The 25,299-nt window shown below is 59.4% G+C and carries 21 protein-coding genes; 16 read left to right on the top strand and 5 right to left on the bottom strand.

Annotated features, from left to right (window positions below; translation table 11 throughout):
• Positions 1 to 9 precede the first annotated feature (9 nt).
• The 4 genes from bhcB to BSK43_RS32255 all read left to right on the top strand — a co-directional run bounded on the left by bhcB (position 10) and on the right by BSK43_RS32255 (position 4,277).
• Positions 10 to 957: a beta-hydroxyaspartate dehydratase BhcB gene (gene bhcB, locus BSK43_RS32270; protein ID WP_077467556.1), complete on the top strand. Its 948-nt coding sequence runs from the start codon at positions 10 to 12 to the stop codon at positions 955 to 957.
• 12 nt (positions 958 to 969) lie between these two features.
• Positions 970 to 2,133: a 3-hydroxy-D-aspartate aldolase BhcC gene (bhcC, locus tag BSK43_RS32265; protein ID WP_077467555.1), complete on the top strand. Its 1,164-nt coding sequence runs from the start codon at positions 970 to 972 to the stop codon at positions 2,131 to 2,133.
• A gap of 49 nt (positions 2,134 to 2,182) precedes the next feature.
• Positions 2,183 to 3,148 carry an iminosuccinate reductase BhcD gene (gene bhcD, locus BSK43_RS32260; protein WP_077467554.1) on the top strand — a complete coding sequence of 322 codons (966 nt, stop codon included), beginning with the start codon at positions 2,183 to 2,185 and terminating at the stop codon, positions 3,146 to 3,148.
• A 130-nt stretch (positions 3,149 to 3,278) separates the two neighbouring features.
• The gene (locus BSK43_RS32255) at positions 3,279 to 4,277 is read left to right on the top strand and encodes a glyceraldehyde 3-phosphate dehydrogenase NAD-binding domain-containing protein (protein ID WP_077467553.1); all 999 of its coding nucleotides are present in this window, start codon (positions 3,279 to 3,281) and stop codon (positions 4,275 to 4,277) included.
• Between the two features lie 46 nt (positions 4,278 to 4,323).
• On the opposite strand, the gene BSK43_RS32250 is transcribed toward BSK43_RS32255, so the two are convergent.
• On the bottom strand, positions 4,324 to 5,040 hold the full coding sequence (locus BSK43_RS32250; protein ID WP_077467552.1) for an SDR family NAD(P)-dependent oxidoreductase: 717 nt from the start codon (positions 5,038 to 5,040) through the stop codon (positions 4,324 to 4,326).
• Positions 5,041 to 5,172: 132 nt separating this feature from the next.
• On the opposite strand from BSK43_RS32250, the gene BSK43_RS32245 reads away from it, so the two are divergent.
• The 3 genes from BSK43_RS32245 (at position 5,173) to BSK43_RS32235 (ending at position 10,753) form a co-directional block, all read left to right on the top strand.
• Entirely contained in the window at positions 5,173 to 6,108 is a 936-nt protein-coding gene (locus BSK43_RS32245) for a LysR family transcriptional regulator (protein ID WP_246662755.1), read from the top strand.
• A gap of 421 nt (positions 6,109 to 6,529) precedes the next feature.
• The gene (locus BSK43_RS32240) at positions 6,530 to 7,663 is read left to right on the top strand and encodes an efflux RND transporter periplasmic adaptor subunit (protein ID WP_077467551.1); all 1,134 of its coding nucleotides are present in this window, start codon (positions 6,530 to 6,532) and stop codon (positions 7,661 to 7,663) included.
• 9 nt (positions 7,664 to 7,672) lie between these two features.
• Complete coding sequence (locus tag BSK43_RS32235) at positions 7,673 to 10,753, top strand: efflux RND transporter permease subunit (protein ID WP_077467550.1); 3,081 nt, start codon at positions 7,673 to 7,675, stop codon at positions 10,751 to 10,753.
• A gap of 414 nt (positions 10,754 to 11,167) precedes the next feature.
• Here BSK43_RS32235 and BSK43_RS32230 read toward each other — a convergent pair whose 3' ends face one another.
• Positions 11,168 to 11,479, bottom strand: coding sequence for a hypothetical protein (locus BSK43_RS32230; RefSeq protein WP_246662754.1), 312 nt, complete (start codon positions 11,477 to 11,479; stop codon positions 11,168 to 11,170).
• A 393-nt stretch (positions 11,480 to 11,872) separates the two neighbouring features.
• On the opposite strand from BSK43_RS32230, the gene BSK43_RS32225 reads away from it, so the two are divergent.
• On the top strand, positions 11,873 to 12,433 hold the full coding sequence (locus BSK43_RS32225; RefSeq protein ID WP_077467547.1) for a thioredoxin domain-containing protein: 561 nt from the start codon (positions 11,873 to 11,875) through the stop codon (positions 12,431 to 12,433).
• A gap of 65 nt (positions 12,434 to 12,498) precedes the next feature.
• On the opposite strand, the gene BSK43_RS32220 is transcribed toward BSK43_RS32225, so the two are convergent.
• From BSK43_RS32220 to BSK43_RS32210, 3 genes are all read right to left on the bottom strand, one after another.
• On the bottom strand, positions 12,499 to 13,494 hold the full coding sequence (locus BSK43_RS32220) for an ABC transporter permease (protein WP_077467546.1): 996 nt from the start codon (positions 13,492 to 13,494) through the stop codon (positions 12,499 to 12,501).
• 140 nt (positions 13,495 to 13,634) lie between these two features.
• Positions 13,635 to 15,179 (bottom strand): sugar ABC transporter ATP-binding protein, encoded by a 1,545-nt coding sequence (locus tag BSK43_RS32215; RefSeq protein WP_077467545.1) that lies wholly within the window; start codon positions 15,177 to 15,179, stop codon positions 13,635 to 13,637.
• 106 nt (positions 15,180 to 15,285) lie between these two features.
• Entirely contained in the window at positions 15,286 to 16,242 is a 957-nt protein-coding gene (locus BSK43_RS32210) for a sugar-binding protein (RefSeq protein ID WP_068399077.1), read from the bottom strand.
• A 398-nt stretch (positions 16,243 to 16,640) separates the two neighbouring features.
• Here BSK43_RS32210 and BSK43_RS32205 point away from each other — a divergent pair, with 398 nt between their 5' ends.
• The 8 genes from BSK43_RS32205 to argH all read left to right on the top strand — a co-directional run bounded on the left by BSK43_RS32205 (position 16,641) and on the right by argH (position 25,210).
• Entirely contained in the window at positions 16,641 to 17,756 is a 1,116-nt protein-coding gene (locus BSK43_RS32205) for a LacI family DNA-binding transcriptional regulator (RefSeq protein WP_068399608.1), read from the top strand.
• A 244-nt stretch (positions 17,757 to 18,000) separates the two neighbouring features.
• Entirely contained in the window at positions 18,001 to 18,888 is an 888-nt protein-coding gene (locus BSK43_RS32200; RefSeq protein WP_077467543.1) for an amino acid ABC transporter permease, read from the top strand.
• Positions 18,888 to 19,649 carry an amino acid ABC transporter ATP-binding protein gene (locus tag BSK43_RS32195; RefSeq protein WP_077467542.1) on the top strand — a complete coding sequence of 254 codons (762 nt, stop codon included), beginning with the start codon at positions 18,888 to 18,890 and terminating at the stop codon, positions 19,647 to 19,649. Before BSK43_RS32200 ends, BSK43_RS32195 begins: the two co-directional genes overlap by 1 nt.
• A 40-nt stretch (positions 19,650 to 19,689) precedes the next feature.
• On the top strand, positions 19,690 to 20,520 hold the full coding sequence (locus tag BSK43_RS32190; RefSeq protein ID WP_077467541.1) for an ABC transporter substrate-binding protein: 831 nt from the start codon (positions 19,690 to 19,692) through the stop codon (positions 20,518 to 20,520).
• A 131-nt stretch (positions 20,521 to 20,651) separates the two neighbouring features.
• Positions 20,652 to 21,527 (top strand): polysaccharide deacetylase, encoded by an 876-nt coding sequence (locus tag BSK43_RS32185; RefSeq protein WP_246662753.1) that lies wholly within the window; start codon positions 20,652 to 20,654, stop codon positions 21,525 to 21,527.
• The gene (locus tag BSK43_RS32180) at positions 21,524 to 22,423 is read left to right on the top strand and encodes a polysaccharide deacetylase family protein (RefSeq protein WP_077467539.1); all 900 of its coding nucleotides are present in this window, start codon (positions 21,524 to 21,526) and stop codon (positions 22,421 to 22,423) included. Before BSK43_RS32185 ends, BSK43_RS32180 begins: the two co-directional genes overlap by 4 nt.
• Positions 22,413 to 23,774: an MmgE/PrpD family protein gene (locus BSK43_RS32175; protein WP_077467538.1), complete on the top strand. Its 1,362-nt coding sequence runs from the start codon at positions 22,413 to 22,415 to the stop codon at positions 23,772 to 23,774. Before BSK43_RS32180 ends, BSK43_RS32175 begins: the two co-directional genes overlap by 11 nt.
• A gap of 47 nt (positions 23,775 to 23,821) precedes the next feature.
• The gene (gene argH / locus BSK43_RS32170) at positions 23,822 to 25,210 is read left to right on the top strand and encodes an argininosuccinate lyase (RefSeq protein ID WP_077467537.1); all 1,389 of its coding nucleotides are present in this window, start codon (positions 23,822 to 23,824) and stop codon (positions 25,208 to 25,210) included.
• Positions 25,211 to 25,299: the final 89 nt, after the last annotated feature.

Below are 25,299 nucleotides of genomic sequence, written 5' to 3'. Positions count from 1 at the left end.
GGCAGACCCATGTACATTCCAACACTCGCCGACGTGACCGCCGCAGAAGAACGGATCAGGCGCCATATTCATCGCACTCCGGTTCTGACCTCCAGCTTCATCAATTCGCTCGTGGGAGCCGAGCTGTTCTTCAAATGCGAGAATTTCCAGAAGGCGGGAGCCTTCAAGGCACGCGGCGCGTCGAATGCCGTTTTTGGTCTTAGCGATGAGCAGGCCGCCAGGGGCGTCGCCACGCATTCCTCCGGCAACCATGGGACCTGCCTTTCCTATGCGGCCGGCCGTCGCGGAATTCCCTGCACCGTTGTCATGCCGCGCACTGCGCCGCAGGCGAAGAAGGATGCAGTTCGGGGCTATGGCGGCAAGGTTGTCGAGTGCGAGCCCTCGACCTCGTCGCGCGAGGCCGTTTTCGCCGAAGTTGTTGCCGAAACGGGTGCGGAGTTCGTGCATCCCTACAACGACCCACGGGTCATCGCCGGGCAGGCGACGTGCTCGAAAGAGCTGATCGAACAGGTGGACGGGCTTGATGCCGTCATCGCCCCGATCGGCGGCGGTGGCATGGTCTCGGGAACCTGCCTCACTTTGTCCAACCTGGCGCCCCATATCCGGGTTTATGCGGCCGAACCTGAGCAGGCTGACGATGCCTATCGCAGCTTCAAGGCCGGCCATATCATCGCGGACGACGCGCCGAACACCGTGGCCGATGGCCTCAAGGTGCCGCTCAAGGACCTGACCTGGCATTTCGTCAGAAACCACGTCACCGACATTATGACGGCCTCGGAGGAAGAGATCGTCGATGCGATGAAGCTCATCTGGAAGCGGATGAAGATCGTGATGGAACCATCCAGCGCCGTGCCTCTGGCGACCATCCTGAAGAACAAGCAGATCTTTGCCGGAAAACGTGTCGGCATCATCATCACCGGCGGTAACGTCGACCTCGATAAATTGCCTTGGCAATAGGGAGCAGAAGCAATGAACATGGAACCGAAATTTGCCGGCATGGAAGTCGGCTACGACGTACCGGCTCTTCCCGGAATGAGCGTCGATGATATCCAGACGCCCTGCCTGATCCTGGATCTCGACGCGCTCGAGCGCAATATTCGCAAGATGGGCGACTATGCAAAGGCTCACAACATGCGCCACCGCGCGCATGGCAAGATGCACAAGTCCGTGGACGTTCTGAGGCTCCAGCAGGAGCTGGGCGGTGCAATCGGCGTCTGCTGTCAGAAGGTGTCCGAAGCGGAAGTCTTCGTTCGCGGCGGTATCAAGGATGTGCTGGTCTCCAACCAGGTGCGCGATCCGGCAAAGATCGATCGCTTGGCGCTCCTGCCACAGCATGGCGCGCGGATCATCGTCTGCGTCGATGATCTCGCCAATGTCGAAGAGCTTTCCAGAGCGGCGCAGAAATACGGCGCGACACTCGAATGCTTCATCGAGATCGATTGCGGCGCCGGACGGTGCGGCGTCACGACGACTGCGGCCGTCGTTGCGCTCGCCAATGCCATCCATGCGGCACCCGGCCTCAAGTTCACCGGCATCCAGGCCTATCAGGGCGCCATGCAGCACATCGATAGGTATGAAGACCGCAAGGCCAAGCTCGATGCGGCTATCGCCCAGGTCAAGGATGCTGTCGAAGCGCTGAAAGCCGAAGGTCTCGATCCCGAATTGGTCAGCGGCGGCGGCACGGGCAGTTATTATTTCGAGAGCAATTCGGGCGTTTACAATGAACTGCAATGCGGCAGCTATGCGTTCATGGACGCCGACTATGGCCGCATCCACGATCAGGACGGCAAGCGGATCGACCAGGGCGAATGGGAAAATGCTTTGTTCATCCTGACCAGCGTCATGAGCCACGCAAAGGCGGACAAGGCGATCTGCGATGCCGGCCTCAAGGCGCAATCAGTCGACTCCGGACTGCCCTTTATCTACGGTCGCGATGACGTGAAATATATCAAATGCTCGGACGAGCATGGCGTTATCGAAGACCCGAACGGCGTTCTCAAGATCAACGAGAAGTTGCGTCTGGTCCCTGGTCACTGCGATCCCACTTGCAATGTTCACGATTGGTATGTGGGCGTGCGCAACGGCAAGGTCGAAACGCTCTGGCCTGTATCCGCCCGCGGCAAGGCCTACTGACGAAACAGGGGGCTCCGGCCCCCTTCCTAAAATTCAAGCGGAAGCCATAATGATCATCGTTCCCGAGACTGAAATTGCCGGATTGGTGACGCCTGCCGATTGCTTCAGGGCAGTCGAAGGCGTCTTTGCCTCGATGGCGGATAGATCGGCTTATAACTTTACTGTCGTCCGCGAGGCGATCGGGCATGCCGATGCGCTATACGGCTTCAAATCGGGGTTCGATCGTAAAGGCCTGGCGTTGGGTCTGAAGGCCGGCGGGTTCTGGCCGAACAATGTCCACAGGGGCCTCACCAATCATCAGTCTACCGTGTTCCTGTTCGACCCGGATACCGGCAAATGCCGGGCCGTCGTCGGCGGCAATCTGTTGACGGCGCTGCGGACGGCGGCGGCCTCTGCCATCTCGATAAAATATCTTGCCCGTAAAGACGCGAAGGTCCTTGGCATGATCGGTGCCGGTCACCAGGCGACGTTTCAATTGCGCGCAGCCCTTGCGCAGCGCCCATTCGAAAAGATCGTCGGCTGGAACCTGCATCCCGACATGCTGAGCCGTCTGGAGGAGGTTGCCAAGGAGGAGGGCCTTCCCTTCGAGGCAGTCGATCTTGATCGGCTGGGAGCAGAAGCGGATGTGATCATCTCGATCACCTCCTCTTTTGCGCCCATGCTCAAGGCGTCGCAGGTTCGCGCCGGGACGCATCTCGCCTGCATGGGGACCGATACGAAAGGCAAGCAGGAAATCGAGGCAGAAATCCTGGCCAAGGCAACCGTCTTCACCGACGAAGTGGCACAGGCCATCACCATTGGCGAGTCCCAGCATGCGATCGAAAAGGGGCTGATCCGTGAGGAGTCAATCATCGAGATCGGCGCCGTCATCAACGGCACCCACCCCGGGCGCACCTCCGCGGAGCAGATCACCCTCTTCGACGGCACCGGGGTCGGGCTGCAGGATCTTGCCGTTGCTTCGGCTGCTGTCGAGCTTGCTCTGGCGAAAGGCGTGGCAATCGAGGTCGACTTCTAACGCAGGCGGATCTAAAGGGAGGGGATAGGGAGGAGAGTGGCATCGGCATCCGCCGTGCCACGAGCATCGATAGCCAATTCAACCGCGACACTGCAGGCCTCCGGCATTGTCGAGCAAGGGTGTAAGTCGAATGTCGAACCGGCCGTTGAGGATTGCAATTAACGGGTTTGGCAGGATCGGGCGTTCGGTCCTGCGTATTCTCCTGCGCGATCGTCGTGACATGGAAGTGGTCCTGATCAACGACATTGCAGCTCTGGAGACATGCGCCTATCTCTTCGAATATGACAGCGTCTACGGCCCATGGCCTGAGCCTGTCTCCTTTCGCGAGCAGACCCTCGTGGTTGGTGGGGTGTCGATACCGTTTCACCATGCTGCCGACATCAGCAAGCTCGACCTTCAGGGCGTCGACGTCCTTCTGGAATGCACCGGGCATGCCAATTCCCGTGCGGTGGCTCTGCGCGGTATTGAAGCCGGGGCAAAGAGAGTGCTGATTTCCGGCCCGTCGGCTGCTGCCGATGTCACGCTGGTGCTGGGCGCCAATGAAGAGGCCTTTAGCGGACAGAGCGTGATTTCAAACGCATCCTGCACGACAAATGCGCTGGCACCGCTTTTGCGCATTGTCGACCAGGAATTCGGCATCATCGGTGGCCAGATGACCACCATTCATTGCTACACGGCGAGCCAACCGACCATAGATCAACCGCGTTCCGATCTAGCCCGCAGCCGGGCCGCCGCACTTTCCATGGTGCCGACGACCACGAGTGCCCATGCGATCGTCGGCGAAGTCCTTCCGCATCTCGCAGGCTTGATCGAGGCGCGTGCCCTCCGAGTGCCGACGGCCAGTGTCTCGGCAATCGACCTCACGGTCGCAGTTCGGCATGTATCGGACCTCGCCACCATGCGTGCGACGTTGAAGCAAGTTGCGGAGGCGTCGCCGATATTGGGCTGGATCGAGAAGCCGCTGGTCTCGTCGGATCTGCGTGGCCGCCAGGAGTCTCTTGTTCTGAGCGGACCGGAGACGTCGCTTGGTGCTGGCGGTCTTCTGAGGGTGTTCGGCTGGTACGATAACGAATGGGGCTTCTCGAACCGGATGCTCGATATGGCTCAGCATATCGGCCGCCCGAACTAGAGAGATCAGAGCCGCGCTCGCCGCAGGTTGATTTGCCGAGACAATTTCACCAGGGCACCGTGCGGCCAAGGTAATCGAGATATTCCAGACCCGGTCTTCCCTGTTTCGCAAGAAGCACATCTACCAGACTCGGAATGCTTTCTTCGATGGTGAGCTTTGCATCCGGCCCTCCCATCTCGGTGCGGACCCAGCCGGGGGCCATGATTGCCATGGCACGCGATGTCTCCGCGTGACGGGCCGCGAAGCTGCGCATGAACATGTTCAGCGCCGCCTTGCTGCCACGATAAACCTCGCGTTGGCCGGCATTGTTATTGGCGATGCTGCCTTGCCCGGATGACATCACGCCGATCAAGCCCGTCGCAGGCACGTATTGCTCCAGGCTCTCGAGAACCCGCATCGGGCTCAGCGCATTCGTGACCATCACCCGGATGAACTCGTCCGTCGTCACTTCGCCGATCGTTTCGGCCGGATTGTTCGTGACGCCGGCATTGACGAACAGGATGTCGAATACTCGTCCCGACAGCCGCTCGCGCAGGGCCTTGACCTGATCCGGCTCGCAAATGTCCAGGGTCTCGATTTCGACGCTCCCTTGGAATTCGTCAGCGAGATCATGCAGCTTGGTGCGGCCTCCGCCGGCCCGCACAGTACCGACGACATTCCATCCTCTTTTCAGGAATTCGCTCGCCATCGCAAGGCCGAGACCGCGAGATGCGCCGATCAGAAGGATTGTGCCAGAAGGGGTATTCGAAATGCTTGTAGACATGGGTCAGTCTCTTTCGTTGGCTCGTTCACGCTAGATATGGGCAATCAACCGATGGGCGCCAGACGCATCAAAATCAAAATATAGTTGCATCGAACGCTATGTCAGGCGGACGAGGTGCGATAGGCTCCTTTCATGAACGATATGGATGTTGACCTGAATCTTCTTGTTGCGCTGGACGTGCTGCTTGCCGAAGGCAGTGTGACGGGCGCCGCCCGCCGGCTTGGCTTGAGCACTTCGGCGATGAGCCGGACACTCACGCGGCTTCGCGCAGCGACAGGTGATCCGTTGCTCGTCCGGGCCGGACGCGGGCTTGTGCCGACACCGCGTGCCTCGGAGCTGCGCGATCACGTTCACGAGCTTGCACGGGATGTGCGGGCGGTTCTGCGGCCGCAAATTACCGAGGTAGACCTGGTCGCGCTGGAACGGACTTTTACTATCCGGGTCAACGAGGCGTTCCTGGAATTCCTCTCCGGTCCGGTGGTCGCCGCGGTTTCACGCGCGGCACCAAATGTCTGCCTCCGGTTCGCCTATAAACCCGACAAGGACGCGCTTCCGCTTCGCGAAGGCCTTATCGATCTGGAGATCGGCGTACTTGGAACCTCTGCGCCTGAGATCCGCACCCAGCTTCTGTTCTACGACAAGCTTGTCGGCGTCGCCCGGATCGGTCATCCGCTTCTGACGGGAGCAGCAATCACGCCCGAGAGATATTCGGCCTGCAAGCATGTCGCCGCGTCGCAGGAAGGCAATTTCGTCAAACCGATCGATGACGCCCTGGAACAGCTCGGTCTTCGCCGCGCGATAACGGTCGTCGTACCGGGATATCCGGACGCCATGCGGATCACCCGGCAATCGGATCTGGTCGCGCGCGTACCGCGCTCTTGTTTTGGCAATGGCGTGGCCGATGGCCATGCCGCCACGGCTGGGCTTCAGACTTTCGAGCTTCCTCTGCCCATGCCGGAGTTCAAGGTTTCGGCGATATGGCATCCGCGCATGGACGCCGATCCAGCCCATCGCTGGCTGCGCGATACTGTGATGTCGGTCTGCCGTGCGGCGTATCCGCGACGATAAGCATGTGGCGATGTTGTGATCTGAGCATTCCACTCAAGGCAGATTGCGGCAAGGCGATGCGCCTTGCCAGCAAGGGATGCAAAGCGGGCAGGTAATCTTTTGGACACCATATTGCCGTAATTTAGGACATCTTTGGTGTGGTCTGGGTATGATAAATCAGTTATCGTGAATGTGCTCGGGAGAGCCTGTGCTCAATCAAAACAAAGGCCTGCCAATGACGTTTGACTGGTCCGCTTTGTTTGAGGACAGCCGACATGGGCACAATAAATCCGCATCGTTATCGACTGTCACGCCGAGCCTGAGTGCCGGCAATGACGCGGTGCTGAGCATGTCGACGGAAAGGCGTTTTCCGTGAGCCTAGCCGGAGCCGATGCCATCAAATCTCGTACCGACCCATCCCTGAAAAATAGAGTCTGCTAACATGATAAAACGCATGGTCATCATGCTGATCGTCATAGGCCTGATCCTGGGCGGGATCTTCGGCTTTCAGGCATTCAAGAACCGCATGATTGCGGCTTATCTGGCTAACCTCAAGGCACCGCCGCAGACCGTTTCGACAATTACGGCGGCAACGAGCCCATGGCAGACGACGTTGCAATCCATCGGCAGCTTTAACGCTGTCGAGGGCGCCAACCTTTCGGCGCAGGTCCAGGGCATTGTCCAGAAGATCGGCTTTGAGGATGGCCAGGATGTCAAGAAGGGCGATCTGATCGTGCAACTGCTCGCCGATCAGCAGATCGCGACCTTGCAGCAATACCAGGCGTCGGCCGCAAACGCGCAGATTGCCTATGACCGTGACTCGAAACTGATCAAGGCCAACACTATTGCGCAAAGCCAGGTCGATAGCGATCTCGCCAACTTGAAATCCGCACAGGCACAGGCCGCGTCGCAACAGGCGTTGATCGATCAATATTCGATCCGGGCACCCTTTGATGGGCACCTCGGCATCAAGCTTGTCAGCCTCGGCCAATATCTGGCGGCCGGAACGGCAGTCGTGACCTTGCAATCGCTCGACCCGATCCAGTTTGACTTCTCAATGCCACAGCAGGCTCTGTCGCAGCTGAAAGTCGGGCAGGCGGTAACGGCAACGGTCGACGCCTATGGCACCCAGACCTTTGATGGCAAGATCACGGCAATCAGTCCGTTGGTCGATAGCCAGAGCCGCAATATCACCATTCGAGCGACCTTCGACAATCATGATCGCAAGCTTTTGCCGGGCATGTTCGGCAATGTGTCTGTCGTGGTCGGTGCTCCGCAAAACTATATCTCCTTGCCGCAGACCGCCGTCACCATCAATCCCTATGGCAATGTCGTCTATATCGTGACCGACAAGGGTAAGGGGCCGGATGGAAAGCCGCAGCTTGTCGCCAATCAGAAGTTCGTCAGCACGGGCCAGGCACGCGGTGATCAGATCGCGGTGACCAAGGGCGTGAATGCGGGTGATGTCGTGGTGACCTCCGGCCAACTCAAACTTAACAACGGCTCGCCCGTCATTATCAACAACGACGTACAACCGTCGAACGACCCGAATGCCAATCCCGCAAATCCAAACTGAGGCGTGACGATGAATATCACCGACATCTTCATCCGGCGCCCCGTTCTCGCCCTGGTGGTGAGTGCGTTGATTATCGTGATCGGCTATCAGTCGTTCCGCTCGCTGACCGTGCGCCAGTACCCGCAGACCCAGAATGCCGTCGTAACGGTGACGACCACCTATCCCGGCGCCGCACCAGACGTGATCGCCGGCTTCATCACGACGCCGCTCGAAAACGCCATCGCTCAGTCCAATGGCATCGATTATATGACCTCGACGAGCACCAGCGGCACGTCGACCATCACTGTCAACCTGCGCCTCAATTATAGCGCCGACGCGGCTTTGACGGAAATCAGCGCCAAGATATCGTCTGTTCTCAATCAGCTGCCGACAGGCACGCAGCAGCCGATCTTGTCGGTCTCCATCGGCCAGTCCATCGATGCGATGTACATCGGCTTTCGCAGCGATGTCCTGGCCAGCAACCAGATCACCGACTATTTGACGCGTGTCGTTCAGCCCAAATTGCAGGCGGTCAACGGCGTTCAGACCGCCGAAATCCTCGGCGCGCGAACCTTTGCGTTGAGAGCGTGGCTACAGCCGGACAAGCTCGCCGCCTATGGGTTGACCGCTGGCGATGTCGGGACGGCGCTTGCAGCCAACAACTACATTTCCGGCATCGGTACCACGCGCGGCCAGATGACGCAGACGGTGCTCACCGCGCGAACCGACCTGCATTCGGTTGATGAATTCAAGGAGATGGTGGTCAGGCAGATCGGTACTTCGATCGTTCGTCTGAAGGATGTCGCCACCGTGGCGCTCGGATCTCAGAACCCCGATGTCCAGATTGGATTCGATGGGCAGGATGGCGTGTTCATGGGTATCCAGATCGCGCCGACGGCCAATCTGCTCGATGTGATCACGGGTGTACGCGCCGTATTTCCGAGCATCCAGGAGCAGCTTCCGCAGGGACTCCAAGGCTATATCGTTTATGATTCCAGCGTCTTCGTTACCACGTCGATCAACGAGGTCGTGAAGAGCCTGCTCGAGGCTCTGGTCATCGTCATTTTCGTGGTGTTCGCATTTCTCGGTTCGCCACGTTCGGTCGCCATTCCCATCGTCGCCATACCGCTATCGCTGGTCGGTACCTTCGCGATGATGCTGATCTTCGGCTTCTCGATAAACCTTCTGACCTTGCTCGCCCTGGTGCTGGCAATCGGCCTCGTGGTCGACGACGCCATCATCGTGGTGGAGAACGTCAACCGCCATATCGAGGAAGGTGCCACGCCGATGCGGGCGGCGCTGGATGCGGCGCATGAATTGGTGGGGCCGATCCTGGCCATGACCGTCGTGCTGATCGCCGTCTACGTGCCGATCGGCTTCCAGGGCGGCCTGACGGGTGCGCTTTTCACAGAGTTCGCCTTTACGCTGGTCGGCGCCGTGACCGTCTCGATGATCATCGCGCTGACGCTGACGCCGATGATGTGCTCGCGCATCCTGAAGCCGCACCTGACCGACCGTAGCGGCTGGGAAGAGCGTGTCTCGGATTTCATCGATCGCCGCTTCTCGGAAATTCACAGGCCCTATGTGCGCATGCTGCACGGCAGTTTGAACACCATACCGGTGGCGCTGGTATTCGCTGTGATCGTCCTCGGCAGCATCTATTTCCTCTACACAAGCGCCAAGAACGAGCTGGCGCCGAATGAGGACCAGGGATTTCTGGCGGCACAGGTGACCAACGCGCCCAACGCGACGCTTCAACAAAAGCTGCTCAGTTCAGACCAGGTCACTAAGATTTTCCACAGTTTCCCTGAAACCGACAAGACCCTGCAGGTTGAAGTGCCGGGCACGTCGTTCGAGGGCATGGTGCTGAAGCCCTGGGACCAGCGTACGAGAACAGCCGACCAACTGCAGCCACTGGTACAGGCCGACCTGGCAAAGATCGCCGGCGGTCAGGCGGTGGTCTTCCAGATACCGCCGCTACCGGGCGCCAGCGGCCTGCCGGTGCAGTTCGCCATCGGCAGCACCAGTGGCTTCGAGCAACTCAACGAAGTCTCCAGCACCTTCCTGCAGGAAGCGCAGAAATCCGGTCAGTTCATCTTCCTGACAAAGGATCTTTACGTCGACAATCCGCAATATTCGATACAGATCGACCGGAGCAAGGCATCGGCGCTTGGGCTGAATATGAACACAGTCGGTGCGGCGCTTTCCTCGATGCTGGGTGGCGGCTACGTCAATTATTTCAGTATCGACAACCGATCCTACCAGGTGATCCCACAGGTCGAACAACGCTCGCGTCAGACGATCGATCAGATCATGAATTATCCGATCGCGAACGTGAATGGCTCGAAGATCCCGCTTTCGGCGATCGCGACCGCGAAACTGCAGGCGACCCCGCGCTCGGTCGCACATTTTCAGCAGTTGAATTCCGCCACCATCTCCGGCGTGCCGGCACCGGGCGTCGCCGTCGGCGATGCTCTGAATACCCTCAAGTCGATCGCGGCGCGCACGCTGCCACAAGGCTATACGGTGGATTATGGCGGTCAGTCCCGCCAGTTCGTGCAGGAATCCAGTGGTATGGCCACCACCTTCGCTCTGGCTCTCATCATCGTGTTCCTGGCGTTGTCGGCTCAGTTCAACAGTTTCCGAGACCCGTTCATCATTCTGGTTTCGGTGCCGATGTCGATCGCTGGCGCACTCGCCTTCATCAGCCTAGGCATCGGCGGCGCGACGATGAACATCTACACGCAGGTCGGTTTGGTGACGCTCATGGGGCTGATCAGCAAGCACGGCATCCTCATCGTCGAGGTGGCGAATACGCTGCAGGCTCAGGGGAAATCCAAGCGCGAGGCGATCGAGGGCGCTTGCGGCATTCGACTGCGTCCGATCTTGATGACGACCGGCGCCATGGTTCTGGGCGTGATACCGCTGATCCTGGCGACCGGTGCCGGTGCTGCTTCCCGCTTCAACATGGGTCTGGTGATCGCCACCGGGCTGGCCATCGGTACGCTTTTCACGCTTTTCGTAGTGCCTGCGGTCTACATGGTGCTGGCTGCCGACCATCGCAAGCAGGATGTGCCCGACGGGGAGCCGGAGTCGGCTCCGGTGCATTGACAATCTAGCGGCGCCGGCCCGCCGGCGTCTTTATACTCCGCCCGGATAGCGGCGATGTCCGAATATTATTTGCCGGGCTGCTGATCGTTATGCTGTCCGTTCTGATTGTCGTCCGGCTTGATGACCGGGGTTCTACCGACCTTTGGCGCCGGTTTTTCCAACGCGCTATCGCCGACAACCGGCGGCTTCAGGACGCCGTCGCAATCCTTCAGCCTGTCGCTGGAGTTGCTATCGGGTGCCGGCGCGGCCTGTTCGGTTTTGGCCTGCCGGCCAGAATTGCCAGCCTTGCAGCGATCATTGTCCGCCGCCGGCTGCGCAAATGCTGCGGTCGATGAAACGGCGGCGACGATGACGGCAGTCAGCAGGACACTGCGGCATTTGGGCAGGCTCCATCGTCCCCTTTGATGTGGCTCATCAAACCTGTGTCGAAATGATCGTGTCGACGCTAATCGAGCCGGCGATGACGCCGCGGTGGTGATATTGCTTGCCATTATTCACCTCGATGACGGTGTAGAGTTTCTCGTTGCGAAAGACGCTTGCCATTTTGGTCGTCTTGTCCTCCGCGGGCACGGCATCGATTTCCATGAAATCCAGTTCTCTTTCAGCCGCGACCACACGAGCATCGCCTGCGGTTCGAGCTGCCACCAGAACTTCGCCGTGCGATTTTCCGCCAAGCCAATTGGGGTCATTGTCGGCGGCCGTCGGAACCAGACGATATAGTTTCATGGGGTCATCCATCTTCATCTCCCTTGTGCGTGAGTATCGAAGAGGCCACAGGTCGGATGGGTAAGAAGCTCGTCTGCCGTTTCGTTGGCTATGGAGAGAAAGCGGAAAAATCTCCATATTCTTCGGCGCCATCGCGTCCGCTTGGCACAACCTGCGGCCTCATGGAGCTAACGCCGGGCTATGGGCAATGTTCCAATTTAGATAGACCGGGTGCGGCCGCCGGTTGACGGGCTAACGCTGCTGGCACCAATTGGACCGGTAGTATCCCGCACGAGCCGAGCCGCAACAGCACGCTGAATTGGGAGAATATTGCACTCCCTGGCCGCTGGATAATTCCCAAGCGATTATGCGATGCTATGGATGATTCCCCCGACAGAGAGGCAAGGAAACAGCATGACCGATGTGACCTGGCGCGCAGATCCACTAAGCTGGGGCCATGGCTCCCGCGTTTTCGAAGTTTTCCTGGAGCCGACTTGCCCATATTCGGTCAAGGCGTTCAACAAGCTCGACGCCCTACTGGAACAGGCTGGTGAAGATAGGGTCACCATCAAGGTCCGCCTGCAGTCGCAGCCATGGCATATGTATTCCGGTGTCTTGGTGCGCTGCATCCTTGCCGCTTCGACGCTTGCGGGCGGTAAGGAGACGGCGAAAAAGGTGATGGCTGCGATTGCCGCGCATCGCGAGGAATTCGAGTTTGCACGCCATGCCGGTGGACCCAACATGGATGTGACGCCGAACCAGCTGATCGAGCGCCTGGAAAATTATAGCGGTATTCAGCTGAAGGAAGCGTTCTCGATCCCCGATCTCGACCGCGAGATAAAGTGGCATTGCAAATATGCCCGGCAGAACGGCATTCACGTTTCCCCCACCTTCATGATCGATGGGCTGGTGCAAGCCGATATGAGCAGCGGCGACGAGGTCGAAGCGTGGGTCAAGAAGCTGGCAGTCATCTGATCATGCGGTCGGCTTCTGCCTCGTGCCTGTGGTCAGGACGTCAAGGCATAGCCGTCAAACGAGGCCTATTCAGCGGGCTGCCGCACATCTGCCTGACGGGCCGCGGATACCAGGCTCCGCTGCGCGCGGATTGCGCTCCACTGCTGATCGATCAGCACGCCGATCAGGATCACCCCGCCCATGACGGCGAAGTTGAGTGAAGAGGGGATGCCGAGCAGATTGACGAGGTTCTGCAATTCCTGCAGCAGGATCGTGCCGAGTACCACGCCGATCAGGGAGCCTTCGCCGCCGCGCAGAGAGAAGCCGCCGAGCACCGCTGCCGCGATGGCATAGAGTTCATAGAACTGCCCATGGCTCGCCGGCGAGATCGAGCGCGTATACATCGCGAAATAGATCGCTGACAGAGCCGTCAGAACGCCGCATATGACGTAGGAAATCATCACCATCTTCGAGGTACGGATGCCGGAATACTTTGCGGCTTCCTCATTCTTGCCGATGGCGTAGAGATAACGCCCATAGACCGAGCGATGCAGGACGACCCACATGATAGCGGCGATGATCACGAGCGCTATGAAGGTTGTGGGTACGCCGTAAAAGCGGCCGGCGGTCAGGAATTCGAGGGAAGGGAAATTCTGGCCGAAAGCGAAGCCTGCCGTACCATCGGCCGTGTAGAAACGCGCCGCGCCGCGATAGATCAGCAGGCCGCAGAGCGTGACGACGAAGGGCTGAAGATTAAGCCGCGTAATGAGCCAGCCATGGATGCCGCCCAACAGGCCGCCGAGGATCAGGATGAGCGGCAATGCGACGGCCCAGGGCACGTTCTGCACGGCAATGAAATCGATGAACAATACGCCGAGCAGGGCGACCAGCGAGCCGACCGAAAGCTCGATGCCGCCCGTTATGATGACGAAGGCCTGCCCGATCGACAGGATCCCGAAAAGGCCGATCAGATTGGAGGTATTCGCCAGATTGATCGGCAGCAGGAAGCGCGGATTGATGATCGTCACGACGATGCCGACGACGATGATCAAGAGGAGCAGGCCCAGGTCTTTCTTACTCATCGATTTCAATTCCTATTGGCCGCAGCCGTTCGAGCATGATGCCGAAAAGTGTCAGCGGTTTTCGGACGACATCATGCTCTACCTATTTGATTCTAGGTCGGATTCAGATTTTAGGTCGATCTGACCTAAAATCATCCGACCTAGTGTACTGTTTTACCAACGGCCAGCAAAAGCACGTTTTCCTGACTGAACTGATCCTTGTCGAGAATGCCGGCGATCTGGCCCTCATGCATGACGGCGATACGGTCGGAGACGCCGATGACCTCCTCCATGTCGCTCGAGATCATCAGGATCGCGACGCCCGCATCCGCAAGTTTGCGCATCAGGCTGTAGATTTCATTCTTGGCACCGATATCGATGCCTCGGGTCGGCTCGTCGAAGATCAGGACCTTCGGGCGCATCGACAGCCATTTGGCCAGAACGACCTTCTGCTGGTTTCCGCCCGAAAGCGTTCCCGTGCGTGTCGAAATCGAGGGTGCCTTGATGCTGAGCTGTCTGCGCTGGGTCTCGGCGACGGTGTTCTCCTGACCTGTCGACACCATGAAGTGACGCGCAAAGGCAGGCAGATTGGGCAGGGAAATATTCTGCGAGATCGGCAGGTCCAGCAGGATGCCGCTGAGCTTGCGATCTTCGGGGACCAGGAAGATGCCGTTGGCGACCGCTTCCCTGGCGGACGTGATCTTTATGTCTCGGCCATCGAGCGTGGTGGTGCCACCGCCATAGCTCCTGTCGATCCCGAAAAGAACGCGGGCGAGTTCGGTGCGTCCCGCGCCGACAAGGCCGGCGAGCCCGAGGATTTCGCCATATCTGATATCGAGATCGACCGGACGGGTCGGATGGGCGGCGGTGCGGATGGCGGAGATTTTCAGTGCTACATCGCCCGGCGGGCGGGCCGGCTCCGCATCGCGTGCTGTCAGAGCGCGGCCGATCATTAATTTTACCATGCGGTCGTGGTCGATCGAGTCTTTCGGCAAAGTGCCTGCGAGCGTTCCATCGCGCAGGACGAGAACGCGATCGGCAACGCGCTCGACCTCATGCAGGCGATGCGAAATGAAGATGACGCTGATGCCATCCGCCCTGAGCGAGGAAATGACGGTCAGGAGCCTTTCGGTCTCGGCGAGCGGCAGGCTGGATGTCGGCTCATCGAGAATGACGAGGCGGGCGTTGATCGACAATGCTTTGGCGATCTCGACCATCTGCTGTTGGGCCAGGGATAGCGACGATACAGGCCTATCCGGCGAAAAATTCGCGCCGACGCGTTTCAAAAGGGGCGCGACCATCGTTCGCAGGCGATCGCGGTCGACAAGCTTCATAAGGCCGCCGCGCAGAGGCTCGCGCCCGAGGAAGATGTTGGCTGCAACGTTGAGGTTGTCGAAGAGATTGAGCTCCTGATGGACGAAGGCGATACCGGAAGCAATGCTGCTCTCGACGGTGAATGCCTCGTGCTCGGCTCCATCAAGCCGAATGGCGCCGCGGTCGGGTTTGACCACGCCTCCGAGGATTTTCATGAGTGTCGATTTGCCGGCGCCATTCTCGCCGACAAGGCCGATCACCTCGCCGGGATTGACATCCATCGAGAAATTATCGAGCGCCACGACACCGGGATAGGTCTTGCCAATTCCTGAAAGGCTGAGAAACGGCGTGGTGGCTTCCATCGATACCAATGCATCCGATTGCTGGTTCATGACGAATATGGGACCCGTACGATGAGGCTCGAAAAGCCGGTGCGTCGTGCGCAATCACGGTACAGCAGCGCCGGCCCTCGAAGCCGGCGCTGCCGCAGAATGACTTTTAGTTGCCGGCCATCGACTTCAGGTTCGCGGCATAGGCATCCACGTCATCCTTGCCGATGATCTTCGTGGGGATGATGATCAGCTTTTTGTCGGGAATGCCCGATTTGTCGCCCTTGAGATAGGCAGCCATCAGCTTCATGCCCTGATAGGCCCAGAGATAGGGCTGCTGCACCACGGTGCCGGCAATCGTGCCTTCCTTGACGCCGCCGAGCGTGATCGGATCGTCATCGAAGCCGACGACGGTGATCTGGCCAAGCTTGCCTGCTTCGCGAAGCGCTTCGTAGATGCGCGGCGTGTTGTAGGAATAGAAGCCGACCATGCAGGTGACGTCAGGGCTGGCAACGAGTGCGTCCTCGACATTCTTCTTGGCGCGGGTCTGGTCGATATCGTCGCCACGAACGTCGACAAGGTCGATCTTCGTGCCGGCGATGCCATCCTTCATGCCCTGGATGCGCTCCTTGGCATTGTCGGCGCCGAGAAGACCTACAAAGCCGATGCATTTGCCCCCGTTTGGCATGGCTTTCTTGGCGATCTCGGCGGCCTGCTTGCCGGCGTCGACGTTCGAGGAGCCGATATAGGCGACGCGGTTCGTGTCCGGCGCATCGCTATCGGTGGTAAACAGTGCGGTCTGGGAGCCGATCTTGTTCAGGCCGTCCGTCGAGGTCTTGGGATCGACGGCCGAAACCATGATCCCTTTGACGCCGGCTGACACAAGGTCTTCCATCAGGCGTTGCTGGATCGCGACCGAAGACTGCTCGGGATATTTCAGTTCCAGATTGAAGTCGGGCAGTTCAGCCTGGGCCTTCTTGACGCCGGCTTCTGCTGCCTTCCAGAAGTCGGATGCGCCGTTGACCACAAATGCCAGTGTCGGCTTGTCGGCGGCGTAGGACGCCGTTGCATAGCTCAGCAATAGCCCTGCCGCGATGGTGGCAGCGCCCCGTGTAAGGTACTTCATGACAATCCTCCCATAGACCCGCTGTCGGGATCCAGTTTCAATTCGCGGCGGACCGTCCTTCACCCCCTCCTAGGGCCTCTCGCCAAGCGAGATAAGGTGCGTCCAACCACAAGCGCGACGGTATACGACTAATTTCGATTAGTAAATAGAATTAGTAATACAAATTAGTGCTCCTACGGTGCCACGACAGCGGCGAGATCGATATCTGCAGCAGTTATCGAGCCTTATGCCGAAAAGAATTGTGTGTGCGGTCGCATTTCCATCTGAGCCTGTTGCCGAGATCGGTCCAATGATGATAATAAATATTAGCGCGTGAAGATGGCTGTGGGGATCTGGCCGGCTTCGCTTCAGGGAGACGAGACTTTATTATGAGCAAAATACCGGCCGCAAACGGCAATATGACGGCCGAAGACAACAGGGCATCGAAGCGAAACGGCCGCCGTCCGGGCAATAGGGTGACGATGACCGATATTGCCAAGGCAGCCGGGTGCTCGCAGAGCGCCGTATCCTTTGTGTTGAACAACACCCCTGGCATGCGCCTGTCGCAGCAAACACGCGAGAGGGTTATCGAGGCGGCTCGACAACTCGGCTATGCTGCACCGGTGCTGTCAATGCCGCCGGCGCTTCTGTCACCCGCCAAGCTGGATGGCGTTATCGGCTTTGCCGTCGACCAGTTGGCGACCAGCCCTGAAGCTGTCGTTGCCATCGAAGGTGCGCGACAAGCCTCCTGGAACGCTGGAAATGTTCTCCTAGTTGCGCAGACCATGAGTGATCCGATCATGGAGCCGAGGACCATAAAGGCGCTCAGCAATAGCGGAATCTCGGCACTCATCTACATGACGATCTTCACTCGCGAAGTCGAGGTGCCGGATTATCTCTACGATCTCAATATTCCAATCGTTCTCCTCAATTGCTACACTTCCGACTACGCCTTTCCAGCTGTTGTTCCGAGCGAGATAGCCGGAGGTCAGACGGCGACCCGCCATTTGATATCGCACGGACACCACCGGATCGCGACGATCACGGGTGAGCCGTGGATGCAGGCGGCGCAGGATCGACTGACCGGTTATCGCCGGGCCTTGGCGACTGCCGATATCCCCTTCGATCCGGAACTGGTCATAGAAGGCGACTGGTCGGCCAGCGCCGGCTATTCCGCGACGATGAAATTGCTTGCTCTTGCCGAACGTCCGACAGCCATCTTCTGCCAGAATGACCGCACCGCCATCGGTTGCTACGAGGCGCTCAAGGAAGCCGGGCTTCATATTCCGCAGGACATGTCGGTCATGGGCTATGACGACGAGGACATATGCCGCCATCTCGTGCCGCCTTTGACGACCTCGGTTCTCCCGCATATGGCCATGGGGCAATGGGCGATCGAGCATCTGGAAACCGCAGTGCTGCCCCGGGAGCGGCGATACCCGGTTACCAAGCTCGAATGCTCGCTCGTAAAGCGTGCATCCGTTGCCGCCCCGGCGGGCGCAAAGACCGGTAGTCGCAAGGTCCGGAAGATCTAAGGGGCAGCGGACAACAGAAGCCGCCTCCCGGCGACGCTCTATTCGGACTGCTCAGCGGCACCGCGCATATGGGCCGCGATCCAGCTTGCTCAGCTACCGCCAAAAACCACAGCTTCCCTGCCTAATTTATGCGTAAAGAGCATAAATCGCATGTTCAAATCTCGTTTGTGGATGATTTCGAAACCAACGTAAGCTTCTTCCACTACAAGATTGAAGCTCACAAACGAGCTCAGGGAACCGGAATTTGAGCAACTCAGCGCCACTCGACGTGAATGCGCTTGTGATCGTGCCGCAACGAAAAATCGGCACAAAGATCATGGCGGCGGTCTGCATCATCCTGCTGCTTCTGTTGGCGAGAGCCTTCTGGAAGGGAGATATTGCCTGGAGCTATGTCTCGGACAATCTCTTTACCAGAGCAGTGCTGCAAGGCGTTGCCAACACCATCATCATGACGATCTGCGCCATGCTGGTCGGCATCGTCCTCGGTGTTGTGGCGGCCATCATGCGCATGTCCGACAATCCGGTCCTGCGCAGCATTTCCGTCGGTTACGTCTGGCTGTTTCGCGGCACGCCGGCGCTGCTGCAGCTCCTGCTCTGGTTCAATCTCGCCCTGATTTTCCCGACGATCGGTATTCCCGGGCTCTGGTCGATCCGCACTGTCGAGGTCATGACCCCGTTCGTCGCCGCACTTCTCGGCCTTGGCATCCAGCAGGGTGCCTATACTGCGGAAGTCGTCCGTGCCGGTCTTCTGTCGATCGACAAGGGGCAGATGGAAGCGGCGCAATCGATCGGCATGACGAAACTGCGGGCAACGCTCAAGATCGTCCTGCCGCAGGCCATGCGCGTCATCGTGCCGCCCATCGGCAACGAGACCATCGGCATGGTCAAGCTGACCTCGCTTGCAAGCGTCATCCAATATTCCGAGGTGCTGAAAAACGTCGAGGACATCTACTATGTCAACTCGCGCGTCATCGAGCTGCTGATCGTCGCGGCCCTCTGGTACATGGTTGTCGTTACCGTCCTGAGTATTGGACAGATCTATATCGAGCGGCACTTCTCGAAGGGCTGGGGCAGACGTGACGCTTCCGCCCAGCAGGCCACGAACCAGACCTTGGTCGGGGAGGCAGGCTGATGGACGCGATCATCACGGCACACGGCCTGCAGAAATACTTTGGCACGTTTCATGTCCTGAAAGACATCGAGTTCGAGATCAAAAAGGGTGAAGTGGTCTGCGTCATCGGGCCTTCGGGTTCGGGCAAGAGCACCTTCCTGCGCTGCATCAATCAGCTTGAACAGATCGATGCCGGCTACGTCCTGGTCGACGGCGAGATCGCCGGCTATCGCCGTGACGGCAACCGGCTGTTTCCGCTCGCCGACCGCGAAATTGCCCGCCAACGGCAGGCGGTCGGCATGGTCTTCCAGAAATTCCATCTCTTCCCGCATCGCACGGTGCTGCAGAATATCATCGAGGGCCCTGTCGGCGTTCAGGGACGACCGAAGCGGGACTGCATTGCCGAAGCGCGCGTTCTTCTCGAGCGCGTCGGCCTGGCGGACAAGGCAGGCTCCTATCCTGGCGAGCTTTCCGGCGGCCAGCAGCAGCGCATCGCCATTGCAAGGGCGCTGGCGATGAAGCCGAAGGCCATGCTGTTCGACGAGCCGACATCCGCTCTGGACCCCGAACTGGTCGGCGAAGTCCTTGGCGTCATGAAGGAACTCGCGGCCTCGGGGACGACGATGATCGTCGTCACGCATGAGATCGGCTTCTGCCGAGAGGTGGCGGATCGTGTCGTCTTCATGGATGCCGGCATGATCGTCGAGACCGGAACGCCAAGCGAGATCCTTGAAAACCCCCGGAATCCCAGAGTGAAGAACTTCATTTCTGCGGTGCTTTAACAACAAGAACCCTGAAGCAAAATCATCAGAGGAACATTTTATGAAACTCATTCGTCTTGCCGCCTCGGTCGCCCTGCTATCCCTCGCTGCAACCGCCGCCTCCGCGGATTCGAGCCTGAATCTGCTCAAGGATGGCGAGCTGCGCATCATGACCAACCCGATCTATCCGCCGATGGAGTTCGTCAATCCGGACACCGGCACGATCGACGGTTTCGACGTCGATCTGGCGAATGCCATCGCAAAGAAGCTCAATCTGACGACCGTCTTCGTGACCTCGGCCTTCCAGGAACTGCAGAGCGGCCTTCAGACCGGCCGCGCCGACATGATCATTTCCGGCATGAGCGACAACGTGAAGCGTCAGGCGAGCATGGACTTCGTCGATTACATCACCAGCGGTCCGATCCTCTTTACCGTCAACGCCAATGCTGAGACCTACAAGCAGCCCACCGATCTGTGCGGCAAGACGGTTGCGGGAAGCCGCAGCACCTCCTTCGGTGATAACGTCAAAGCCTGGAGTGCTGCCAATTGCGAAGGCAAGGGCAAGCCGGCCATCAAGTTCGAGGGCACTGCGGATTCGAACGCTGCCCGCCTCGGCATGAAACAGGGTCGCTATGACGCGGTCGTCCAGGGTATCGAGACGATCGCCTACCAGATGCGCCTTGAACCCGACACCTACAAGCTCGTCGGCGAGCCGCTACTCAGCAACGACACCTTCGGCATTGCCTTCAAGAAGGACAATACCGCACTCCGCGATGCCGTCGCCGGAGCTTTCGACGCCGTCATCAAGGACGGGACCTATGACGAGATCCTCAAGAAGTGGGGCCTTGTCCACAATGCCGTTCCGAAGGCCGTGGTGAACGGCGTCAAGTAAGCCACAGAAGAAGCGCCGCAGCGATAGCGGCGCTTCCCTTTACCATCAATGCAGCTACCGGTCGGGGCGTTACCGCGTCCCGGGATGGATGCTTGCGTCGCAAATACAGCTGAAAGCGCATGCAAAGTCCCATGACTGCCAAGACCGCACCCATCTCGTCGTCGATGCCTCGCCTCTGGCCGGAAGGCCGGCAGTCGGCGGTGGCACTCGCCTTCGATGTCGATGGACCCACCGGCGACGCGATGCTGGATGGTTCGCTATTGTCCAATCCGCGCTACTTCACGCAAGGCGCCTATGGACCATGGCGCGCCCTTCCGCGGCTGCTGAATCTGCTTGGCGAATACGGGCTCAAGGCGACGTTCTTCGTGCCGACCTGGGTGGTCGAGCACTGGCCGTCGACGTGCGAACGCATCCTGAAAGACGGGCATGAGATTGCCTATCACGGCCATTATCATGAGGTCTTCATCGATTGCAGCCGGCAGCAGCAGCTCGATATCATGGCGCGCTCCCGCGACATCTTCCGCACGCGGCTGGGCGTGACGCCAGTCGGCTTCCGCACGCCTTCGGGCGACTGGAGCGAGGAAACGGCTGAACTGCTGCACGAATTCGGCGTGATCTATTCGAGTTCGATGCGCGGCGACGACCGGCCCTATTTCCACAAGACGCCTCAAGGGCGTGGCCTTGTCGAAATCCCCGGGCGTTGGGATATCGACGACTATACGGCCCTTGCCTACAGCGAGGAGCCGGATTTCCCCATCGGTCTCGACCGCATCTCGGGCTATGCCGACGTTCAAAGAAACTGGTGTGCCGAATTCGAGGGCTATCACCGCGAGGGGCTCTGCTGGACGACGATCCTGCATCCCAAGGTCTGCGCCAAGCCCGGACGGCTGGCAATTCTGGAAGGCCTTTTCAAAGCTATCACTGCCCACGGCGATAGCGTCTGGGCGACGCATTGCGCCGAGATCGCAAAATGGTGGATCGCAAAAAATCCGGAGATTGCGGCATGAGCAACACGGCTTCCGAAACCTTCTGGCCGCAGGGCAAGAGATGTGCCGCCATCATCTCTGTGATCTTCGACGACGGGCTCGATGCGATTGCGCAGGCGCCTGATCTGGCAGCGCGCAGCAAGAGCTTTTCCGTGTGGCAATATGGTGCCACGCGTGGCGTCGAACGCCTTTGCAATGCGTTTGCCGCCGCCGGCATATCGACGAGCTGGTTCGTACCCGGCATCGTCGCGGAGAAACACGAGCAACTTCTTCGCGATGTCGTCGCCGAACATCACGAGATCGAAAGCCACGGCTGGGCCTTCGAACGCTACGATGCCCTTGAGGCATCCGCTGCTATCGAGCTCCTCAAGCGCAGCCGCGATAGACTGAACTCGATTGCATCGAAAGACGTCTCCGGCTTCCGGCTGCCGGCAGGCAATTGGCCGCGCCATTTCGACCGGTTGTTGCTGGAAGCAGGCTATTCCTGGTCGGCATCGCTAAACGGTGACGACATGCCCTACAGCCATTCGTCGTCGCTGGTGGAAATCCCTGTCCATATCGAGCTCGAGGACCGGCCTTATTTCCAGTTCAACTTCACACCGGCCTTTCCCAAGGGGCAGAGCCGTATCCCCTCCTATGAGGCGGTGCTCGCCAATTGGATCGCCGAATTCGACGCCTATCGGAAATACGGTCTCTGTTACGTGCTGCAGTTTCGGCCCGAATGGACGGGAACGCCCGGCCGGATCGCTCTGGTCGAGGAATTGCTGCGCCACATCAGCAGCTTCGACGACGTATGGCTGGCGACGGCGGCCGAGGTTGCCCGTTGGCATGGCGGCAGGGGCATCGTCGCGCCCGCCGAGCATCCGATTAATGTCTACGAAGCCTATGTCAGCGAGGAGCAGGCCGGTGAGCGATAATCTGACCCGCACCCTCGCCGAGCACGTCTGTGCAACTAGCTTCGATGCTTTCCCGAGCCAGACGATCCATAAGGCGAAGCTTCATATCCTCGATACGCTCGGCGCCGCTATCGCCGGATCGGCGTCGGGAGAAACCGGAGCGATGCTGGAAATGCTCAGCCTTCGCGGCACGGCAGGGCGTTCGCCACTCTGGGGATTACCATTGTCAGCGGACGCAAGAACTGCTGCTCTCGTCAATGGCGTCTCGGCCCACGCCTATGAGCTGGATGATAGTGGCGGCTGCGATCATTCCGGTGCCGTCGTTTTGCCCGCAGTGCTCGCCGCGCTCGGTGATCTCGACCATTCCTTCAGCGGAGCAGATCTGCTGCGCAGTGTCCTCGTTGGTTACGAGGTCGGCCGTCGCGTGCTGGAAGCAGTCGGCGGGTATGAGGAGCATAATGGTCTCGGATGGCATTCCACCGGAACCTGCGGCGCGTTTGGCGCCGCCGCCGCCGTCGGTGCCATGCTGAACCTCGATAGCGAAGCCATGGCCTCGGCACTCGGTACGGCCTGCTCATTTGCCGGCGGTACATGGGCTTTCATTCACAATGGCAGCTCGTCCAAGAAACTTCATGCCGGTCGCGCCGCCGAAGGCGGCTTGATGGCCGCCTATCTGGCAAAGAGGGGTTTCGAGGGGCCGGATAGCGTCTTCGAGGCGGATCGCTGGGGCAGTTTCTTCGCGACTTTCGGTGCCGGGCGGGGCGATCCGGTGGCGCTGGTTCAGGATTTCGGGGGGAACTGGCGGCTCAATCGCTGCTCGATCAAACCGCACGCGACCTGCCGCGGCACCCATGCGGCGATCGATGCGCTCGACCTCCTGCTGCAACGCCACGGTCTCACGGCCGGCGAGATTGTTGCGATCGAGGTCGATATCAGCCGTTTCCAATATGGCATGTGCGGTGGCAAGGTGGTCGAGTCCCGCGCGCAGGCACAGATGAGCCTGCCTTATGCGCTCGCTGCCCGGCTGCGCTACGGCAAGGTCTTCCTTGCCGAATTGGAAGAGGCAGCGTGGTCGGCGCCAGAGATCGGACCTTTGCTCGATCGCATCGCCGTTCGGATTGATCCGGAAATGAAGGATGAGGACGAGCCAGCGATTACCATCGTGACAGCCAATGGCGCGCGTGATCGCCTGATCGTCGAATTCCCGCTCGGAGGACCGCAGAACCCGCTGAGTGACAAGCGGCTCATCGGCAAATATGCCGACCTTGCCGGCATGGTTCTGCCTGCTCCAAAGGTCGACGCCATAAGGGATTTCGTTCTCGGTCTGGAACATGAGAGCGATGCACGCGGTCTGCTTGAGCTGCTTCAATAGACGACGCGCCCGGCACGGGCTGCGTCCTTTCGAAAGGGAAGATCGAGATGAGAAACCAGACGAGCACCACATGGTCCCCGCTGTTCAAGCAGGACGTCTCCAGGGATTTTCAGGATTTCCATGAATGCCTGGATCAGGACAAGCGCATAGCGCTGCATGACGTCGCCGGCTCGAAAGTCCATGCCGAGATGCTGGCCCGTGCAGGCATCATTACGGCCGAAGACAATGCCCAGATCCAGAGGGGGCTTGACCGGATTGCCGAGGAAATGCGCTCCGGCGCCTTCGAGTGGAAGACCGAACTCGAAGACGTTCATACGAATGTCGAGAACCGCCTTGTCGCGCTGATCGGCGATGCCGGCAAGAAGCTGCATACGGCCAGATCGCGTAATGATCAGGTGGCAACCGATATACGTCTCTATGCGCGTGAGCAGCTGGATCTGCTCGCCGATGATCTGAAGGTGCTGATCGGTGCTTTCGTCGATCTTGCCGAGCAGAATGCCGAGACGATCATGCCCGGCTTCACCCATCTACAGGTCGCCCAGCCCGTCACCTTCGGCCACCATCTGATGGCTTATGCGGAAATGTTCCTGCGCGATCTCGATCGCGTCAAGGCGGCGCGTGAGCGTCTCAATGTCTCGCCGCTGGGTGCGGCCGCCTTGGCGGGTACCGGCTATCCGATCGATCCCGAATATAGCGCGGCACAGCTCGGCTTTTCCGGCTCGTTTGCCAATTCCCTCGATGCCGTTTCCGACCGTGACTATGTCGTGGATGTCTGCAGCGCCGGCGCGCTGATCATGGGGCACCTGTCGCGCTTCAGCGAAGAGGTGATCCTCTGGTGCACGCCGATGTTCGATTTCATCGAGGTCGGCGATCAGTTCTGCACTGGATCCTCGATCATGCCGCAAAAGCGCAACCCTGACCTGGCCGAGCTTGTACGCGGCAAGGCCGCGCGCGTTATCGGCAATCTGACGTTTTCCGCAGCGCTGATGAAAAGCCAGCCGCTTGCCTTCAACAAGGACCAGCAGGAATCGAAGCCGCCGCTGACGGATACGCTCGAAACCGTGCGCGGTGCCGTCGGCGTGACCGCCCAGATGATCCCGAGCATCACGGTCAAGCACAGCCGGATGCTGCTCGCCGCAAACCAGGGTTATTCGACGGCGACCGATCTTGCCGACTATCTCGTCCGCGCCGGACTGCCTTTCCGCGATGCGCACCACGCCGTCGCCGCGATCGTGGGCGCAGCACGCGACAAGGCCTTGCCGACACTTTCAGAACTTTCTCTGGCCGAGATGCAGGCCTTTGCACCCTTGGTGCGCGAAGATATCTTTGAAGTGCTGACGATCGAGGGATCCGTCGCCAGCCGCGACCATAGGGGCGGCACGTCCCCGAGGCAGGTGAGACTGGCCGTGGAGGCCGTGCGTCGCGCAATCGCCTGAGCACATCGGTTGCCATTCGATCCGCATGCTTTAAAGCTTGTTGTTTGCGACAGCAGCGAGAAAGCCGGATAGGGAATGGAGCCGAGATT

Origin of the sequence: Rhizobium sp. P44RR-XXIV (assembly GCF_001999485.2) — a bacterium.
Taxonomy (GTDB): Bacteria; Pseudomonadota; Alphaproteobacteria; order Rhizobiales; family Rhizobiaceae; genus Rhizobium.
This window is presented reverse-complemented; position numbering and strand designations above follow the sequence as displayed.

What these genes read in the sequence shown, in the direction of transcription:
- bhcB (WP_077467556.1), top strand. Translation starts at nt 10, where the DNA reads ATGTACATTCCAACACTCGCCGACGTGACCGCCGCAGAAGAACGGATC.
- bhcC (WP_077467555.1), top strand. Translation starts at nt 970, where the DNA reads ATGAACATGGAACCGAAATTTGCCGGCATGGAAGTCGGCTACGACGTA.
- bhcD (WP_077467554.1), top strand. Translation starts at nt 2,183, where the DNA reads ATGATCATCGTTCCCGAGACTGAAATTGCCGGATTGGTGACGCCTGCC.
- BSK43_RS32255 (WP_077467553.1), top strand. Translation starts at nt 3,279, where the DNA reads ATGTCGAACCGGCCGTTGAGGATTGCAATTAACGGGTTTGGCAGGATC.
- BSK43_RS32250 (WP_077467552.1), bottom strand. Translation starts at nt 5,040, where the DNA reads ATGTCTACAAGCATTTCGAATACCCCTTCTGGCACAATCCTTCTGATC.
- BSK43_RS32245 (WP_246662755.1), top strand. Translation starts at nt 5,173, where the DNA reads ATGAACGATATGGATGTTGACCTGAATCTTCTTGTTGCGCTGGACGTG.
- BSK43_RS32240 (WP_077467551.1), top strand. Translation starts at nt 6,530, where the DNA reads ATGATAAAACGCATGGTCATCATGCTGATCGTCATAGGCCTGATCCTG.
- BSK43_RS32235 (WP_077467550.1), top strand. Translation starts at nt 7,673, where the DNA reads ATGAATATCACCGACATCTTCATCCGGCGCCCCGTTCTCGCCCTGGTG.
- BSK43_RS32230 (WP_246662754.1), bottom strand. Translation starts at nt 11,479, where the DNA reads ATGAAACTATATCGTCTGGTTCCGACGGCCGCCGACAATGACCCCAAT.
- BSK43_RS32225 (WP_077467547.1), top strand. Translation starts at nt 11,873, where the DNA reads ATGACCGATGTGACCTGGCGCGCAGATCCACTAAGCTGGGGCCATGGC.
- BSK43_RS32220 (WP_077467546.1), bottom strand. Translation starts at nt 13,494, where the DNA reads ATGAGTAAGAAAGACCTGGGCCTGCTCCTCTTGATCATCGTCGTCGGC.
- BSK43_RS32215 (WP_077467545.1), bottom strand. Translation starts at nt 15,179, where the DNA reads ATGAACCAGCAATCGGATGCATTGGTATCGATGGAAGCCACCACGCCG.
- BSK43_RS32210 (WP_068399077.1), bottom strand. Translation starts at nt 16,242, where the DNA reads ATGAAGTACCTTACACGGGGCGCTGCCACCATCGCGGCAGGGCTATTG.
- BSK43_RS32205 (WP_068399608.1), top strand. Translation starts at nt 16,641, where the DNA reads ATGACGGCCGAAGACAACAGGGCATCGAAGCGAAACGGCCGCCGTCCG.
- BSK43_RS32195 (WP_077467542.1), top strand. Translation starts at nt 18,888, where the DNA reads ATGGACGCGATCATCACGGCACACGGCCTGCAGAAATACTTTGGCACG.
- BSK43_RS32190 (WP_077467541.1), top strand. Translation starts at nt 19,690, where the DNA reads ATGAAACTCATTCGTCTTGCCGCCTCGGTCGCCCTGCTATCCCTCGCT.
- BSK43_RS32185 (WP_246662753.1), top strand. Translation starts at nt 20,652, where the DNA reads ATGACTGCCAAGACCGCACCCATCTCGTCGTCGATGCCTCGCCTCTGG.
- BSK43_RS32180 (WP_077467539.1), top strand. Translation starts at nt 21,524, where the DNA reads ATGAGCAACACGGCTTCCGAAACCTTCTGGCCGCAGGGCAAGAGATGT.
- argH (WP_077467537.1), top strand. Translation starts at nt 23,822, where the DNA reads ATGAGAAACCAGACGAGCACCACATGGTCCCCGCTGTTCAAGCAGGAC.